We start from the raw sequence: 16855 nt of genomic DNA, 5'->3' as shown, positions 1-16855 counted from the left end.
CCGGCAGAACCTTACCGGCGGGTAAACGGTGCCTAAAACGATCTTTCATCGTTGGCGGGTCAGCGCGACGTTACATTGGCGTGAAGTCCGGTTACCTGGTCAGCTTTAAGGCGGCATAGCATACAATATTTTGCGCGCGCGGCCTACAGGGAGAGAAACGCGATTTATCGGAGGCGGAACGGTAAACAGAGAAGGCGGCCGCAGTTGCGCCCGCCCGGTCCCGGTTATCCCAGCACCTTTCTGACGCAGGCTTTAAAGATCTGTACCCCGATCTCCAGTGAGCTGAGGTCGAAACGCATATCGGGATGATGCAGACCCGGCGTCAGGTTGGTGCCCAGCCCCCAGAATCCCGCTTTTACGCCCGGCCGCGTCACCGGATAGTAAAAGAAGTCCTCACTGCCTGGTGTGGTCCGGGTCGGCAGCGCCCCCTCTTCGCCCAGCACCTCGACGATGGCGGCGCGGATCACGGCGGTCGCCTCATCGTCGATCTCGGCTGCGGGCATCTCTTTCAGCACGCGGACCTCCGCGCTGGCCCCCAGCGCCGCGACGCTGTGGGTGATGGCGCGCGTGACCTGCTCCTTCAGCAGCGTCATCGGTCCGTTCTCCTGCGAGCGCAGATCCCACACCACGCGGGCCTCATCCGGCACCGAGTTGGTGACGCCCGCATCGCAGAGGAAGCGGGTCGCTTTGACGCTCCAGGTCAGGCCGGGTGGCAGATGAATAGCGTTAACGGCCTGCACCGCCTGCACGGCGGCATCCAGCGCATTGACGCCCAGATGCGGACGGGCCGCATGGGCGGGCTGGCCTTTGATCGTGGCTTCCAGCGTGCTGCAGGCGGAATAGAGCACGGCGGGCACCGCCTGGCCGACCACACACTCCTCCAGCGGACGCAGATGGAACCCCAGAATCATCTCCACATCATCCAGCGCGCCCCCCTCAATCATCGACAGCGCCCCGGCCCCTAACTCCTCGGCGGGCTGGAACAGGATCTTCAGCCGGCCACGTTTTACCGTGCCCTCGCGCAGCAGCGCCGCCGCCGCCGTCAGCACCACCGAAGAGTGGCCGTCGTGGCCGCAGGTGTGACGCGCGCAGGGCACGCCATCAATAATGTGCCCCAGCGCATCCATATCCGCGCGCAGCGCCAGCACCGGGCCCGGCACGCCGCTGTCGATCTCCGCCACGATGCCGGTGGTGTTATTGATGTTGCGCGTCACCTTCAGGCCCGCTCTCTTCAGCTGGTCTGCGATATAGGCCGAGGTTTTCACCTCCTGAAAACCCAGCTCCGGAATCTCGTGCAAATAGTGGTAATGCTCTAAAACCTCAGACACAGCGTTACTCCTGTATAAACAGACGCATAACAGACATCGCGATCAGCGCGTTGATGATGCTGACCAGCATCAGCAGCGGCCAGTATTTTTTGGGCACGTCGGCCACGCCCAGCAGCCGCCCCATATATTGCAGCTGTGATCCCATAAGGAAAATCGCCGGAGCCAGAATCGTGATGTCGGCACCTGTCAGCAGCCCTTTGGTCAGCAGGCTGACCGCAACACCGGTGCCAGCCGATGATGACAGCCATGCCGTGAGCAGCACCGTGATCGCCTCGCCCGGCAGGCCAAACAGCCCCATCACCGGCGCAAAAACCTGGCCGAGAAACGGCATAATCCCGAGCAGGTTCAGGACTTCGGCCAGCACATAAGCCATCACCACATTGGGCATCAGGTTATGGATGGCGATGTGAAACCCTTTACGCGCCCCGGTGACAAATACATCGAAGGGGTTACCTGATGTTGTGACGGGATTACTTTTCATCGGCGAAATCCTTTTTGTAGACACTGTTTAACACGGCACGCGTTATCGCCGCACCGACAAATTTCAGTACGAACATCAGTAACAGCGGAATGATGATCGGCAGCGTCATCGAGGCAAACAGTGCGGAGCCGATGGCGAAATAGTTATTAATTAAGCCAGCGCCGGAATATTGCCAGGCGCTCATCACCACCAGCTCTTTTTTACCGATCTGTTTCTGGTCGGCCATCTCTTTAGTTAAGGCCGCCCCGGCGTCGGTGCTTTGCAGATCGGTGATTAATGCCAGACCACACCGGCCTGGCAGCCCCATCAGCGGCTTCAGCAGCGGCGTCAGCAACCGGTGTGCCGCGCGGATCGCGCCGTAGTGGGTGAATATCTCCAGCACGCCCAGCGCCAGCATTACCGTAGGCGTCAGCGACAGGGCGAACAGGAAGCCCGCTTTGGCGCTCAGCCCCCCTGCGCCCAGAAAGGTATTACTGGCGGGATCTTTCATCGTGCCGAAGCTGCCTCCCAGGGTGGTAAAGTCAAAGGCGCCGAGCCAGGAAAGTCCCTCCACCTTATAAAAGAGCCCTGAGAAAAACAGAATGGCAAAAATTAATGCGACGTAGCTGCCTTTGGTGGCCGCTATTTTCACCGGATTCGCTACCAGCTGTTCATCTGACATAATCGTCTCCTGTAAACCGGGTTAACTGCCTGTTTCCGTTGCAGGCAGGTGTCACTAAGGGAATGCGGTTTCAAGCAGGATCTATGCCAGAGCCGCATAATAAACCGTCGCGCTGACGGCAGGGGCGACGCAGGCCGCGTCATTGCCCTTATCAGCGGGCGGGATCATCGCTTCAGAATCCGGCGTCATCGAGCCGGGCCATCAGCGAATCAGAAATTCCCCCGGCGACTGCGCCCCCGTCACCCGCAGAGGCCCGCCTGTCCGCACTATCATGGTGCTGATTTATCTGGCTTTATGGCCCGGCTGGTCGCGTGCAAAAATGAGAATTGGTCGCATTCAATTTCCGAAATAATTCTATTTAAATCAAACAGATAAATTCACGTTTTTTGATAAAAAGGCTTCACACCCCTAACATCTCTGATGCATAATCCACCGCTTAACCTCTGTATTTAACATCTTCTTAAAAGGACCCGGCCATGCTGACTGCTGAAATGACTGGACGTTTAAACGACCAGCTAAACCTGGAATTTTTCTCTGCCAATCTTTATCTGCAAATGAGCGCCTGGTGCAGCGATAAAGGCTTCGAGGGTGCCGCTTCCTTCCTGAAAATGCATTCACGCGAAGAGATGCAGCATATGCAGCGTCTGTTTGATTACCTGAGCGACACCGGCGCGATGCCGGTACTGGGCACCATTGCCGCGCCGCCGGTTGCGTTCACCTCGCTGAATGAAGTGCTGGAGCAGGCGCTGGATCATGAGCAGCTGATCACCCGCAAGATCAACGAACTGGCGCATGCCGCCATGACCTCACAGGATTACTCCACCTTTAACTTCCTGCAGTGGTATGTCGCCGAGCAGCATGAAGAAGAGAAGCTGTTTAAAACCGTGCTGGATAAACTGGCGCTGGTCAGCAACAGCGGCAACGGCCTGTTCCTGGTCGATAAAGATCTGGGCCGCATGAGCACCGAGAATCACGCCGAGTAATCGTTATCGGGGCCGCCTCAGATCGCTGACAGTTCCCTTACCGGCCGCGGTCATCACGCGACATCAGCCGGAAACAGCTTCCGGCGGCGAAGCGAATCCGCTTTTACCGGCTGCCCCGTTCGGCCCTTTTTTGGGCCGAACGCCTTTCCCTCCGTCTGCTACCTCATCACCCCTTTTACAGCCGGTAACTCGCTGCTTTCTCGCCATTTACCCACAGCTCACGGTGTTCTCCCGCCGGGAGTAACAGGGTGATCTCGCGCCAGGCAGGCTGATAATCCCCGCGTTTCTCTACCGTCAGATCGATACGGGTGGCGCTGCTGCTGAGCGTCCAGTTCAGCCACAGAGCATTCCCCTGCTGCCAGCCGTGGCTCTCGCCATCATCGTCAAAGGTCTCCCCCATAGTGGTCACGCCTTCCGGTGCAGGCCAGATCTGCCACTGCCGCACCGTATCGCGACGCGCATCGGTGGTGGTTTCGCACTCGCCCAGCGGGATCACCGCGCCCGCCCGCACCAGCAGCGGCAGCCGATCCAGCGGCGCATCCAGGGTGACCGTTTCGCCGCCCGCAAACGCTCTGCCGCTGTGCCAGTCATACCAGCCGCCGCGATGACGGGGCAGATAGACTTCACGGCTGCGCGCGCCCTGCTCCACCACGCTGGCCACCAGCAGGTCACGCCCCAGCATAAAGTCATCGCACTCCTGCCAGGTCTGCGGATCCTGCTCGTGATCGAGGAAGGTCGGCCGCAGCATCGGCTCATCTTCGGCACTGGCCTGCCACGCCAGAGTGTAGAGATACGGCATCAGGCGATAACGCAGCCGGATCGCCTCGCGGATCATCGGCGTCACCTCCGGGTACATCCAGGGCTCATTGACCGTGTGATCGTCATTCCAGGAGTGAATGGTAAAGCGCGGATGCATAATGCCGTTCTGAACCCAGCGCACAAACAGCTCGGCATCCGGTTTGTCGCCCGAGAATCCGCCGACATCGTGGCCGACGTTAAACAGCCCCGACAGGCTCATCCCCAGCCCCATGCGGATGTTATAACGCAGCGTCTGCCAGCTGGTGCGGTTGTCGCCGCTCCAGGTCTGCACATAGCGCTGCATCCCGGCACAACCGGAGCGTGAGATCAGATAGGGCCGCTTGTGCGGCGCGAACTGCTGCTGCGCTTCCATTGAGGCGCGCATCATCAGCAACGGCATCACCGGCCGGATGTGCTTGATGGCGATCGGCTGACCAAAACCGTGACAGCGGGCTTCGCCATCCCAGACCTCATATTCGTTGTTGTCGTTCCAGGTGGAATCGATCCCCTTTTCCAGCAGCTGCTGAGTGACGTTCTCCTGCCACCAGCGCACCGCCTGCGGATGGGTAAAATCGAGGTGCGATCCCTCATCGTCCCAGAACACCGAACGTTCCGGGCGATCCTGCTCCGAGTCACGGATAAACAGTCCCTGCGCCGCCACCTCCTGATAGCGCGGATGATCCTGCAGCAGACAGGGCTTGATGTTGGCCGCCAGCTTCATGCCAGCGTTATGGAAGGCATCGCTCAGCGCGTCTGGATTCGGAACTTTGTCGTAGTTCCAGTGGAAGACGTAGCGTTTATTGTTAATCGAGGTATAACCCGATGAGAGCTGGAACGAGTCACAGGGAATCTCATGCTCACGACACAGGCGGATAAAGGATTGCAGCTGCTGCTGCGCGTCGGGCGCGTCGGTGTAGTGCATCGTGGAGCCGCTGTAGCCCTGGCTCCACTTCGGCTGAAACAGGGTGCGCCCGGTCAGGCGGACAAAGGCTTTGGTGACGTCGAGCAGGGTCGGGCCAAGCATCATGTAGTAGTCGAGATCGCCCGCCTCGGCACGGTAGCGGCGGTAAGGCAGGTGGTAGTTGTCCAGCTCATTGCCCAGGTCGAGCCAGCTGCTGCTGAGGTTGTCATAGAACAGACCAAAGCTGACGCCGTCGCGCTGCGTCAGGGTAAACGGAATATGTTTATAGAGCGGATCGGTCGTGGCGGCGTTGTAGCCCATGGCGTCGAGATTGCGCATCTCAAAGCGCCGGTTAGCCCGGTTCAGGTCGCCACTTTTTTCGCCCAGACCGTAAACCCGATCCTGCGGCTGACGCCGCTGATAGTGCTCCACCCCATCGCCATGCGCATTGAGCAGATAGGCCCCGGTGTGGCGATCCGCCGTCAGCGGCTGCCAGGTCTCGCCGTCGAACTGCTCCCAGCTCAGGCAGAGCGGCTGATGCACCGTTACCCGCAGCCGTTGCGTGCTGATCCGCAGCTGCTGTGCATCGTGCTCCAGCTGAAAGGCGGGCAGCGTAAAGCCATCCAGCGCCTCGCGATCGCGTCCCTGCCAGGGCACATCTCCCACAGGCGCAATGCTCCATGTGCGGTTCAGCGCCAGCTCGCCGTCGCGCTTCAGCAGCACACGCATCAGCTTATCTTCCAGCACGTACAGCCGCAGGAAGTGACGATCGTCGACCTTCAGCTCAACAAAGTGATCGGCGTGCTGATGCAGCGTCCAGTTCTTCAGAGTTTTCATCGCGGTATCCTTACAGGTTAGCAGGGCGCTGGCGGCGTTCGGCGATCAGCATCACCAGGAAAACAGCACCAATCAGGTCAAAGAAGCCCATCGCCACAAACAGGGGATTGAAGCCGATGGTATCGGCGGTTACACCGATAATCAGCGAGAAGATAAAGCTGGCGATCCAGGCGCAGGAGCCGCGCATCCCGTTGACCGTGGCCATCTGGCGGCGATCAAACCGTTCCACCACCAGCGCACTCAACATGCAGGAGATCACCTGATGTCCGAAGCCCCCCACGGAGATCAGGGCGATCGCCAGCCAGGGATCTTTCACCAGGGTCATCAGCGCCAGCGAGACCATCAGCAGCGCGCCGGTCACGGAGCTGGCGACAATCGAATTGACGCGGGTCATGCCGAAGCAGCGCACATAGAGTCGGGTCAGATAGCCGCTGGCCACGCTGCCGAGATCGGCGGCCAGAAACGGCAGCCAGGCGAACATCACGATCTGTTTGAGATCCATGCCGCGCTCATTGGCAAGATAGAGCGGCACCCAGAAGCTCAGCACTGCCCAGGCCGGTTCGGCCAGAAAGGCCGGGATCGCGATGCCGTAGAATTTTTTCTCTTTGCCGATCACTTTCAGCGCAGTGAAGAACGGCAGCTTTTCGCCGACGGCCTCATTGTCCTGATTAATAAAATCGCGCTCTTCCGCAGAAAGACGGGGATGATTTTGAGGCGAGTGATAGCCCCACCACCAGAGTCCGACCCACAGCAGCCCCAGCCCGCCGGTCAGCAGGAAGGCGCCCTGCCAGCCAAAGGTAACGTGCGCGACATAGATGATCGGTGGTGCCAGCATCGCCCCAATCGAAAAGCCAACCCCCGCCCAGCCCGCAGCGACCGGCCGCTCCTTTTTGGGGAACCAGTCACCGATGGCTTTGGCGTTAGCCGGGGTCGCCGCCGCTTCCGATGCGCCCATCACAAAGCGCAGCAGGGCCAGATGCAGCCAGCTTCCTGCGCCCGCATGCAGCAGACAGGTCACCGACCAGACCAGCGCGCAGATCAGAAAGCCCATTTTCAGGCCGATCACGTCGATCAGCCAGCCGCACAGCGGCTGAAACAGGGTGTAGGCCAGCTGGAACGCGGCCACCACCCAGGAGTACTGCTCGGTGGTCATGTTGAGGCTGGTTTTCAGCTCCGGTGCCAGAATACCGAGCGAGTTGCGGGTGATGTAGTTGACGGTTACCCCCAGCAGAAACATCCCCAGCATCCACCAGCGTAAATTTTTAATCACGCGCACCGTGCGCGAAGCACTAATGGGTTTGGTTGTCGATTCGAGGCTCATCGTGCCACTCCTTATTACCATTGATTACGCACACCGCCTGCTGGCGTACCGCGTGTCCTTTTTTTCGAACTTAAAAAAGTGCGAAACGCGGGTACAGCCTCTTTTTTGCAACTCTTTTCATGGCAGGCTTAACAGGGGCGAAAAATGGCCTCCAGACTCTTATCTGAAGCGATTTAGCAGGCTATGAAAAATTTTTCATTGGCAGATTTGAAGGCGATCACAGAATGAAACAAAGGCTGAAAGTCAGTGAAATTGCGGCCCTGAGCGGCGTCTCCATCAGTACGGTGTCGCGGGTGCTGGCGGGTAAAGCCAATACCCGGCCCGCGACCCGCGATAAAGTGCTGGCCGTGGCGCAGCAGCAGGGCGTGCTGAATAATCTGCACAGCGGTCGCCTGCTGCTGAATGATCTGATGGTCTTCGCTCCGCCTCGCGCCTTTGACGTGCGCAGCGACATCTTCTATTACAAGGTGATTCAGGGGATCAGCCAGGCGGTGGAGCCGCATGAGGTACGGCTGCGCTTCTGCCCGCTGGACGAGCTGGAAAGTGATGCCGCGCGGTTTATCGATAAAATGCAGCAGACCGAAGCGGCCGTGCTGATTGGCATTGATGATGAGCATATTCATCAGCTGGCGGCAGAGATGAATAAACCCTGTGTGCTGATCAACGCCCGCGATCGCCGTATGCGCCTGCCTTCGGTTTCCCCCCATCACCAGTTGATTGGCGAGTTTTCAGCGCGCTACCTGTTTGAGCAGGGGCACCGGCAGATCCTGTCGCTGCACTGTCTGCGCCGCTACACCATGGAGCAGCGATTGCAGGGGGTCCGTGACGCCTGGCACGCGATGAATCTGCGCTTTGACAGCCGCCAGCATCTGCTGACTCTGAACGGCTTCAGCAGCCATGAGGCGGCGGAACGCCTCGGTGACTATCTGCGCCACTGCCCGGACACGCTGCGCCCCACTGCGATCCTCGCCAGCGGGGATTACATTGCCGCCGGGGCGGTCAGTGCGCTGCAACAGGCCGGACTGCGGGTGCCGCAGGATATTTCGGTGATGAGTATGGATGGCTTTAACCTGGCGACCATCCACGATATTCCGCTGACCTCGGTGCAGGTTCCACGGGATGAGCTGGGAGCCGCCGCCGTAAAGCTGCTGCAGGAGATGCGCCTGAATCCCGCTACCCCCACGGGCAGCCTGCTGCTGAATGGCAGGCTGGTGGTACGCGATTCGGTGCGCCGCATTCGGGATAATCTCAGCCATGCGCCGGTTCAGCAGCATGGCCTCTACGATTAATCCAGCGTTTTAAGCCGCAGTTCCGACGGCTGAGGGCGGCCAAACAGGAAGCCCTGAAACAGGGTGCATCCTTCGTCGCGCAGCCGCGCGAACTGCTCATCGCTCTCCACCCCTTCGGCGGTGATCTGGATATCCAGACTGCGGCTCATGCCGGTGATGGCCCGGATAATCGCCAGCGCCTCGCGGCTGTCGCCCATATCGTTAATGAATGACTTGTCGATTTTGATCTTGTCGAACGGAAAGGATCGCAGGTAGCTCAGCGACGAATAGCCGGTGCCGAAGTCATCCAGCGCAATCTGCACGCCCAGCGCCTTGAGATTCTGCAGGGTGCGGATATTGCCCAGCGAATCATCCAGCAGCACCGATTCGGTGATCTCCACTTCCAGCCGCGCCGGGTCCAGCCCTGACTCCCTCAGGGCACCTTCCACCACCGGCACCAGCGAGCTGTTTTTAAACTGCAGCGGAGAAAGGTTGACCGAAACCGACTGCTCCCCTTCCCAGCTCGCTGCTTCGCGGCAGGCTTCATACAGCGCGAACGCGCCCAGCATATGAATCAGGCCGGTCTCTTCGGCAATGGGGATAAAGTCGTTGGGCATGATCAGGCCACGGATCGGATGGTGCCAGCGCATCAGCGCCTCGTAGCCAATAATGGTGTGATGATCGCCGTTGGTGATCGGCTGATAGTAGAGCCGCAGGTGCCCGCCGCTGATGGCATCACGCAGATCGTTCTCAATCAGCCGCCGGCTGCGCGCCTGATCATCCATCTCCAGCGTAAAGTGCTCGTAGCGGTTGCGGCCGTTGCGTTTGGCTTCATACAGCGCCATGTCTGCACAGCGCAGCAGCTGCTCGGGCGTATTGGTGATGGTGGTGCTGAGCGCAATCCCCACACTCAGCCCGACCGACAGATTATGACCTTCGATGTTGACCGGCGGACGAATCGCCTCAATCAGGCGCCTCGCCACAATGCTCGCCTCATCACTGCTGGCGATCGACGGCAGCACAATGGCGAACTCATCGCCGCCGATGCGCGCCAGCGTATCCTGGTCACGCAGCGCGCTGCGCAGCCGCTTTGCCACGCTGCGCAGCAGCTCATCGCCGATCTGGTGACCCAGCGCGTCGTTCACATTTTTAAAGTGGTCGAGGTCAAGGCAGAGCGCGGCACTTTGCTGCTTTGTCTGACCGGCGATGCGCAGGGCTTCGCTCAGCCGCTGACGAAACAGGATGCGGTTCGGCAGGCTGGTCAGATTGTCGTGATGCGCCATATGGTGAATACGGGCATCGGCGGCGCGCTGGTCGGTGACATCCTCCACCAGCAGCATCAGATAGTTGCGCCGCGCATCCTGCCCGGTAATCGCTTTCGCACGGGAGTGCAGGATCCGTTCGCCGCTGGCAGTCATCAGCAGCTGCTCACGCTCATGAACGCCCTCACTGCGCAGCGCAACGTCGGCCAGATTGTTGAAGTAGTCGCTGAGTTCAGGCGACATACATTCATGCGGGCGCTTATTGACGATCAGCGTTTTCGACAGGCCGAACAGCTGCTGCGTGCGGTCATTGACCAGCAGGATCTCGCGCGTGATCGCATCCTCAACGATCACGCAGGAGGGGATGTTGGCGATGATGTTATCCAGAAAGCGGGAGAGCGCGGTTTTCTGAGCACTCTGCGCTTCCGCCAGATCGCGGGCGCGCAGGATCTGCTGCTCCTGTTCACGGCGTTCCGTGCGGTCGCGGGTGATCTTGGCAAAACCGACCAGTTTACCCTCATCGTCATGGATGGCATCGATCACCACATGCGCCCAGAAGGCGCTGCCATCTTTGCGGTAACGCCAGCCCTCATCTTCAAAGCGGCCGGTCTTCAGCGCAATGCCGAGGTTCGCTTCCGGTGTCCTGTTGAGCCGCTCCTGCGCACTGTAAAACAGCGAAAAGTGTTGCCCCACCACCTCGTCTGCCCGGTAGCCTTTGGCCCGCTGCGCACCGGCGTTCCAGTTCACCACGACCCCGTCGATATCCAGCATATAGATGGCATAGTCGGTAACGCCCTCCACCAGCAGACGGAAACGCTGCTCCTGCTGCTGCTGCTCTCTGCGGATGCGCTGCTGCTCCGTGCAGTCGCGGGTGATTTTGGCATAGCCCAGCAGTTTGCCCTGATCGTCGCGGATCGCATCGATCACCACATGCGCCCAGAAGGCGCTGCCATCTTTGCGATAGCGCCAGCCTTCATCTTCAAAACGGCCGGTGCGGAACGCGGTCTGCAGGTTCTGATCGGGAATATGATTCAGGCGATCCTGGGCGCTGTAGAATCGGGAAAAGTGCTGACCGACGATCTCTTCCGCCACATAGCCTTTGGCACGCTGCGCGCCGGCATTCCAGTTCACTACGTTGCCGTCATGATCGAGCATATAGATGGCGTAATCGGTGACGCCCTCGACCAGCAGACGGAAGCGCATCTCCTGCTCACGCTCTTTTCGCTGCTGCTCCTGCTGCCGGGTACAGTCCCGGCAGACCAGCGAAAATCCCAGCAGATGAGCCGCCTCGTCGCGGATCGGATAGATCATCACCTCGGCCCAGAAGGTGCTGCCATCTTTACGGCAGCGCCAGCCTGCGCTTTCAGCACGTCCGGTGCTGACGGCCCTCTCAAGATCCCGCTGCGGATAACCGCGACGACGATCCTCTTCGCTGTAGAACAGGGCGACGGACTGTCCGATGATTTCGTCAGGCTGGTAACCCAGAACCTGTTGACCGCCGTCGTTCCAGCTGGCGACCGTTCCGTCCGGTTTAAGCATGGTGATCGTGTAGTCGATCACGCTGTGTACCAGCATGCGATACATGACATCTGAGTGATTATCCATTGTTATTTGCCTGCTACTCGGAAGCCGGATGTGGGCCTGAAATTCTGTTAATACGCTGGCCGGGACTAAAACGGAAAAGGCCGGCAAAGACAAGCGTATTAAGAAAAATAGTGAGTCTTAACAGGAGGGTTATCGGCAGCGGTGAGCAAATGTTCAATGGTGCCGCAGCGGAAATGGGTGCAGATAGTGCATCGTGACAGCAGGCTCCGGCAGCCAGAAAAAAGCGCGGGACGGCTCGCGCGCTTTTATTTGCCAGGGCTGACAGGCGTCTAAAAGTCGGTCTGTTGCTGCAAATGCATTGCCGCAATGGGCTGCCAGATCTCCGTTAACGCGCCCTCTTTACCGGTAAAGGGATCCTGCGTGGGCAGAGGCACGTTTTTTACCTGCTCCTGCGATCGCTGCAGCATCGCAGGCTCATCGCGTAACGTCTCGGGTGACATGCCACGGGGATAGGCGCCCACCACCATAAAGTCGTCGCTGGCGCTGACCTGCCGGTGGCCGACACCCGCCGGGATCAGTACCGCATCTCCGGCGCGCAATGTGACCATCCGGCCGGAATCGCCGCCGAACAGCACTTCCGCCCAGCCTTCCGCGACGCCCAGCAGTTCGTGGGTGTTGGGATGGTAGTGGGTGTAAGGGTAGATCGGGTAGCGCCAGGCTGGCGGCCAGCCGTTCTCTTCAAAGGTTTTCTCAAACCAGAGCGCAATCTCTTCATCTTCCGGCACCACGCGCGGCCAGATGATCAGTGGTAACGGATTGTTGGGCACGCCACCCGAGGGGCTGGCAAGCATCAGGTGCTGCGGATTGTCAGAGGCCCCGGCCGAGAAGGTGCCTGCGGCAAAAGACATCATTAATAACAGACTGGAGGATGGGGCTCGCATACAGGTTCTCCGGCTTTTTTCTAAGTGTGGCAAACCCCGGCCACAATGCAATGTGCGCCAGCCAGCAGAATTGTGATAATTAACTGATATTGCTGACTAAAGCCAAATGTGTCGCGATCTGTAGGGCCAGACTGTGCCGGGATGACGGCGGAGAGCGGTTCTTGCTGCGCTAAAGTGTTGCAAATTGTCAGCCCGCCGCAGAACCCGTTTCGGGCCGCGCACGTTCCGGCAGCCGGTTGCTTAACTGTTATATAAAAAATGCGCAGATCTGTTTCTGATGTGCTTGACTGTTATCTGTTGTAATAGCTAACAGATGACAGTGAGGTAACTAATGGACGCTATTAAACAAATCCTGATCGACGAGATCGCCACGCTTAACCGTGAAGAACGTCGCGACAACCTGCCGCGCTTCAGCCTCTCGTTTCTGAAAAACCATCCGGGTCTCTGGGCCGTGATGTACCTCTGCTACGGCCTCTGCGTGGCGCTGATTTTCACCACCGAGATGCTGGGCTGGCCTGCCTTCTGGTTTGCTACCGTGTTTGTGCTGGTGATGAGCCTGCTGATGCTGCTTGATATCAACCCGAAGTATCGCTTTGAAGATATCGATGCGCTCGACCTGCGTGTCTGTTACAACGGCGAATGGTATTACGTTCAGCCGGTGCGTGAGCAGGCCATCTCACGCATCCTTTCCCTGCCCGATACGCCGGAGCGGGTGAAGAGCGGCATCCAGCGTCTGCTGACGCAAAAAGGGGAAGTGGATTTCTACGATGTCTACTACCTGACCTGGGGCCACCAGCAGGCGGCGAACGTTTAATCCGCCAGCCCTTCCGCCATCAACTGCCCCAGCGTTTCGATTGCCGCCTCGGCCCGACTATCCCACGGCCAGGCGGTGTTCAGCCTGAAGCAGTGACGGAACTGCTCGCCTGCCGAAAATAGCTGTCCCGGTGCAATACTGATCCCCAGCGCCAGCGCCTGCTGATAGAGCCGGGTGGTATCAATACGTTCAGGCAGGGTCACCCAGAGAAAGTACCCCCCGCGGGCTTCACTGACCGTCGCCTGCAGCGGCAGCACCTTCAGCAACGCCTGACGCACCATCTGCTGTCGCTTCACCAGAATCTGCCGCAGCCGTTTCAGGTGGGTGTCGTAACGCCGCGTGGCGAGAAAATCGGCCAGCGCCAGCTGCATCGGCGCGCTGGTTGAGAGCGTACTCATCAGCTGCAGGCGCTGGATCCGCTGCGCATGCTGGCCTGCGGCGACCCAGCCGACGCGGAATCCCGCCACCAGCGATTTCGAGAACGACCCGCAGTGCAGCACGTTTCCCTGACGATCCCAGGCTTTGGCTGGCAGCGGCGGCACATCTCCGGCCCAGAGTTCGGCATACACATCGTCTTCGATCATCGGCACCTGATACCGCGCCAGCAGCGCCACCAGCTGCTGCTTACGCTCCGGGGTCAGGGTGACGCTGAGCGGGTTCTGCAGCGTGGTCATCAGCCAGCAGGCTTTTACCGGCCAGCGCTGCAGGGCCTCCTCCAGCTGCACCAGATCGATGCCCTCTCTGGCGTCCACCGGGATCGCCAGCGCCTTGAGCCTGAGCCGCTCGATCGCCTGCAGCGCCCCATAAAAGCCCGGCTGTTCAATCACCACATAGTCGCCCGGCTCCGTCAGGGATTGCAGGCTGAGGTTCAGCGCCTCCAGCGCCCCGCTGGTGATCACAATCTCATCCGGCGACAGAGTGATGCCCTGCCGCGCATAACGCTGTGCCAGCAGCTGCCGCAGCGTGGCGTTGCCGGGTGGCAGGTTGTGCAGCGCATCGGTGGGGGTCAGATGGTGTGAGACGTTCGCCAGCGAGCGCATCAGCTGGCGCTGCGGAAAGAGCGCGGGATCGGGAAAGGCGGAGCCAAACGGGACGATGGCGGGATCGCGTGTCGCCTGAAGCACATCGAACACGAAGTCGTTGATATCGACCTGTTCGCTGATCGCCACGCTCATCGGCGCGGGGGCCAGGGCACGCGGCGCCACGTAATAGCCCGACTGGGGACGCGAGACGATCCAGCCCTGACTCTCCAGCAACTCATAGGCATGAAGCACCGTCATCAGGCTGACGCCCTGCTGCGCCACCTGCTGACGCAGCGACGGCAAACGGGTGCCCGGCAGCCAGATACCGGCCTCTATCTGTTGCTGAATCTCATCCATCAATCGCTGGTATTTCGCCACGGGTGACCTCTCCTTGTTTAACCGCGAGACTTTACCACGCACAGCGATCAATGACAGGCGCTACGCGTCGCTTATCGGCCGGATAGAGAAGCTTCTCTGCCCGGCCAGCGGCGCGTCAGAGGGAGGCGACCTGCGGCATCAGCGGCTCGTCGGCGTCTGCAGAGTGGCTTACGCTGGCGACCGCCTCTTCAATCTCTTCCGCCACAAAGTTCGCCATTTCCGGCACCCGCTCAGGCGGAACCGGCCTGCCCAGCAGATAGCCCTGCAACATATTGCAGCCCAGGCGGGTCAGGAAAGCCTGCTGTTCGGCGGTTTCTACTCCCTCGGCCACCACCTTCAGTTGCAGCGACTGCGCCAGGGCCACAATCGCCGAGACGATAGTGGCATCCTCTTTCTGATGCTGCAGTTCGCTGACAAACGCCCGGTCGATCTTGAGTTCACTGGCCGGCAGTCGCTTCAGATAGAGCAGGCTGGAGTAGCCGGTGCCAAAGTCATCGATCGAGGCTTTGACACCCAGCCGGGTCAGCTCGGTGAGGATGCGCACGCTCGCATCCGGATCGCGCATCGCGGTGGTTTCGGTCACCTCCAGCGTCAGTTGCTCAGCCGGGATCTGATGCTTTTTCAGCGCCTCTGTCACGATTTCAACCAGATTCGCCTGTTCAAACTGTAACGGCGACAGGTTTACCGCGATCGACCAGTCCGGATGGCCCTGCAGATGCCACTGACGCAGCTGCCGGCACGCTTCGTGGATCACCCAGTTACCGATGCTGACAATCATGCCGGTCTTTTCCGCCATCGGCAGGAATTTATCGGGCGACAGCAGGCCGTGATGCGGATGCTGCCAGCGCAGCAGCGCCTCAAAACCGAGGATCGGGCCACGCGGGGCGCAATATTTAGGCTGATAGAAGAGCCGCAGCTCCTGATTGTCCAGCGCCTGCCAGAGATCGTTGTTGAGCTGAAGCTGGCTCTGCGCCTGGATGTTCATGGAGGGCTGGAAGAAGGTGTAGCCGTTGCGGCCGTTGTTTTTGGTGTGATACATCGCCGCATCGGCGTTAAACATCAGCTCACGCTCATCCACTCCATCGCCGGGGTAGACCGCGATGCCGATACTCAGCGACACCACCAGCTCGTAGCGGGAGATATCGAACGGGCAGTCCACCGCTTTTACCAGCTTGTCGGCGATGGTCGCCGCATCGTTGGGATCCTCGATTTCTGCCAGCAGCACAAACTCATCGCCGCCCAGCCGCGCCAGCGTGTAGTAGCCGGTCATCTGCTGACTCATCCGCTCGGTTACGCCTACCAGCAGGCTGTCGCCAATATGGTGGCCGAAGGCATCGTTCACCGCCTTGAAGCCGTCGAGATCCATAAACATCAGCGCAAACTGCGTCTGTTCGCGATTCGCTTTGTTGATCGCCTGCTCCAGCCGATCTTCCAGCAGAATGCGGTTTGGCAGCCGCGTGAGGTTATCGTGCAGCGCCAGTTGCGCCAGCTCGCGGTTGGCCTCCGCCAGCGAACTGGCGAGAAGCGAGGTGCGCGCCTGGAGCCGCGCATCCAGCATCGACACCAGCAGCGTGATGCCCAGGATGGAGAGCGTGACCACCGTGACCAGAATCGCCAGCCAGTCACTGTTGACCCCCTGTCCGACGGAATGACTGTGAGCGGGAAACTCTGCCGCCACCATGCCCGTGTAGTGCATCCCCGCAATCGCGCATCCCATCACGATCGAGGCGCCGATGCGCAGCATGGTGATCCGGCCGGTTCTCCCTTCACGCAGGTTAAACGCCAGCCACAGCGCCGCGCCGGAAGCGGCCAGCGCGATCACCACCGACAGCGCCACCCAGCCCCATTTCCAGACGATGCCAGGAGAGAACATCAGGGCCGCCATGCCGGTGTAGTGCATCGCCACCACGCCGCTGCCGAGGATGAGAGCTCCCCCCGCCAGCCGTCGCAGAGGCAGTTCGCCATGGCAGACCAGCCACAGCGCAAAGATAGAGGCACACACGGCGATAGCGGCCGATAACGCCGTGAGTGCGGCGTCGTAGCTCATGACCATATCCATGTTCATCGACAGCATGCCGATAAAGTGCATCGCCCAGATGCCAATGCCCATGGAAAAACCGCCGCCAAACAGCCAGACCAGGGCCACTTTGCCGGTCGAATGCACCACCCGGCCGGCCATATCTAAGGCGGTAAACGAGGCCAGCATCGCGACAAGAATCGAGACGATGACGATAAAAGAGTCGTATGAGGTTGCTAACATTGTGCATTCCCGGGTAAAGCCGCGTCTGGCGTTGAACAGAGGTTTTTGTGACTGT

The 16855-nt window shown here is 59.8% G+C and carries 12 protein-coding genes; 3 read left to right on the top strand and 9 right to left on the bottom strand.

Annotation, left to right across the window (positions count from 1 at the left end; translation table 11 throughout):
- Positions 1 to 224: 224 nt before the first annotated feature.
- The 3 genes from ACR6AS_RS13730 to ACR6AS_RS13720 are packed head-to-tail and all read right to left on the bottom strand — an operon-like array spanning position 225 to position 2470.
- Positions 225 to 1328 carry a M20 peptidase aminoacylase family protein gene (locus ACR6AS_RS13730; RefSeq protein WP_367395823.1) on the bottom strand — a complete coding sequence of 368 codons (1104 nt, stop codon included), beginning with the start codon at positions 1326 to 1328 and terminating at the stop codon, positions 225 to 227.
- Between the two features lie 4 nt (positions 1329 to 1332).
- Positions 1333 to 1809, bottom strand: coding sequence for a YjiG family protein (locus ACR6AS_RS13725; RefSeq protein WP_111142190.1), 477 nt, complete (start codon positions 1807 to 1809; stop codon positions 1333 to 1335).
- On the bottom strand, positions 1799 to 2470 hold the full coding sequence (locus ACR6AS_RS13720; RefSeq protein ID WP_111142189.1) for a nucleoside recognition domain-containing protein: 672 nt from the start codon (positions 2468 to 2470) through the stop codon (positions 1799 to 1801). The genes ACR6AS_RS13725 and ACR6AS_RS13720 overlap by 11 nt, the downstream gene beginning before the upstream one ends.
- Positions 2471 to 2946: 476 nt before the next feature.
- On the opposite strand from ACR6AS_RS13720, the gene ftnA reads away from it, so the two are divergent.
- Entirely contained in the window at positions 2947 to 3453 is a 507-nt protein-coding gene (gene ftnA, locus ACR6AS_RS13715; RefSeq protein ID WP_111142294.1) for a non-heme ferritin, read from the top strand.
- 175 nt (positions 3454 to 3628) lie between these two features.
- On the opposite strand, the gene ACR6AS_RS13710 is transcribed toward ftnA, so the two are convergent.
- Together ACR6AS_RS13710 and ACR6AS_RS13705 are read right to left on the bottom strand one after the other, a co-directional pair.
- Positions 3629 to 5989 carry a glycoside hydrolase family 31 protein gene (locus ACR6AS_RS13710; protein WP_434162531.1) on the bottom strand — a complete coding sequence of 787 codons (2361 nt, stop codon included), beginning with the start codon at positions 5987 to 5989 and terminating at the stop codon, positions 3629 to 3631.
- A 10-nt stretch (positions 5990 to 5999) separates the two neighbouring features.
- Positions 6000 to 7310 (bottom strand): MFS transporter, encoded by a 1311-nt coding sequence (locus ACR6AS_RS13705; RefSeq protein WP_111141818.1) that lies wholly within the window; start codon positions 7308 to 7310, stop codon positions 6000 to 6002.
- Positions 7311 to 7534: 224 nt separating this feature from the next.
- Between ACR6AS_RS13705 and ACR6AS_RS13700 the strand changes: the two genes are divergently transcribed.
- Positions 7535 to 8599 (top strand): LacI family DNA-binding transcriptional regulator, encoded by a 1065-nt coding sequence (locus ACR6AS_RS13700; RefSeq protein WP_111141816.1) that lies wholly within the window; start codon positions 7535 to 7537, stop codon positions 8597 to 8599.
- On the opposite strand, the gene ACR6AS_RS13695 is transcribed toward ACR6AS_RS13700, so the two are convergent.
- The gene (locus ACR6AS_RS13695) at positions 8596 to 11445 is read right to left on the bottom strand and encodes a bifunctional diguanylate cyclase/phosphodiesterase (protein WP_111141814.1); all 2850 of its coding nucleotides are present in this window, start codon (positions 11443 to 11445) and stop codon (positions 8596 to 8598) included. The genes ACR6AS_RS13700 and ACR6AS_RS13695 overlap by 4 nt on opposite strands.
- 269 nt (positions 11446 to 11714) lie before the next feature.
- Positions 11715 to 12326, bottom strand: a complete 612-nt coding sequence (locus tag ACR6AS_RS13690) for a cupin domain-containing protein (RefSeq protein ID WP_111141812.1) — start codon at positions 12324 to 12326, stop codon at positions 11715 to 11717.
- Positions 12327 to 12657: 331 nt separating this feature from the next.
- Between ACR6AS_RS13690 and ACR6AS_RS13685 the strand changes: the two genes are divergently transcribed.
- Positions 12658 to 13140 (top strand): YlaC family protein, encoded by a 483-nt coding sequence (locus tag ACR6AS_RS13685; RefSeq protein ID WP_111141810.1) that lies wholly within the window; start codon positions 12658 to 12660, stop codon positions 13138 to 13140.
- Here ACR6AS_RS13685 and ACR6AS_RS13680 read toward each other — a convergent pair.
- Together ACR6AS_RS13680 and ACR6AS_RS13675 are read right to left on the bottom strand one after the other, a co-directional pair.
- The gene (locus tag ACR6AS_RS13680) at positions 13137 to 14540 is read right to left on the bottom strand and encodes an aminotransferase-like domain-containing protein (RefSeq protein ID WP_293774559.1); all 1404 of its coding nucleotides are present in this window, start codon (positions 14538 to 14540) and stop codon (positions 13137 to 13139) included. The two genes, ACR6AS_RS13685 and ACR6AS_RS13680, sit on opposite strands and share 4 nt — an antisense overlap.
- Positions 14541 to 14655: 115 nt before the next feature.
- On the bottom strand, positions 14656 to 16800 hold the full coding sequence (locus tag ACR6AS_RS13675) for a putative bifunctional diguanylate cyclase/phosphodiesterase (protein WP_434162529.1): 2145 nt from the start codon (positions 16798 to 16800) through the stop codon (positions 14656 to 14658).
- Positions 16801 to 16855: the final 55 nt, after the last annotated feature.

The sequence above is a fragment of the Pantoea phosphatilytica genome, assembly GCF_051025615.1.
GTDB lineage: Bacteria > Pseudomonadota > Gammaproteobacteria > Enterobacterales > Enterobacteriaceae > Pantoea.
Note: the sequence above shows the minus strand (reverse complement) of the source record. Positions and strands in the feature narration are given on the sequence as shown.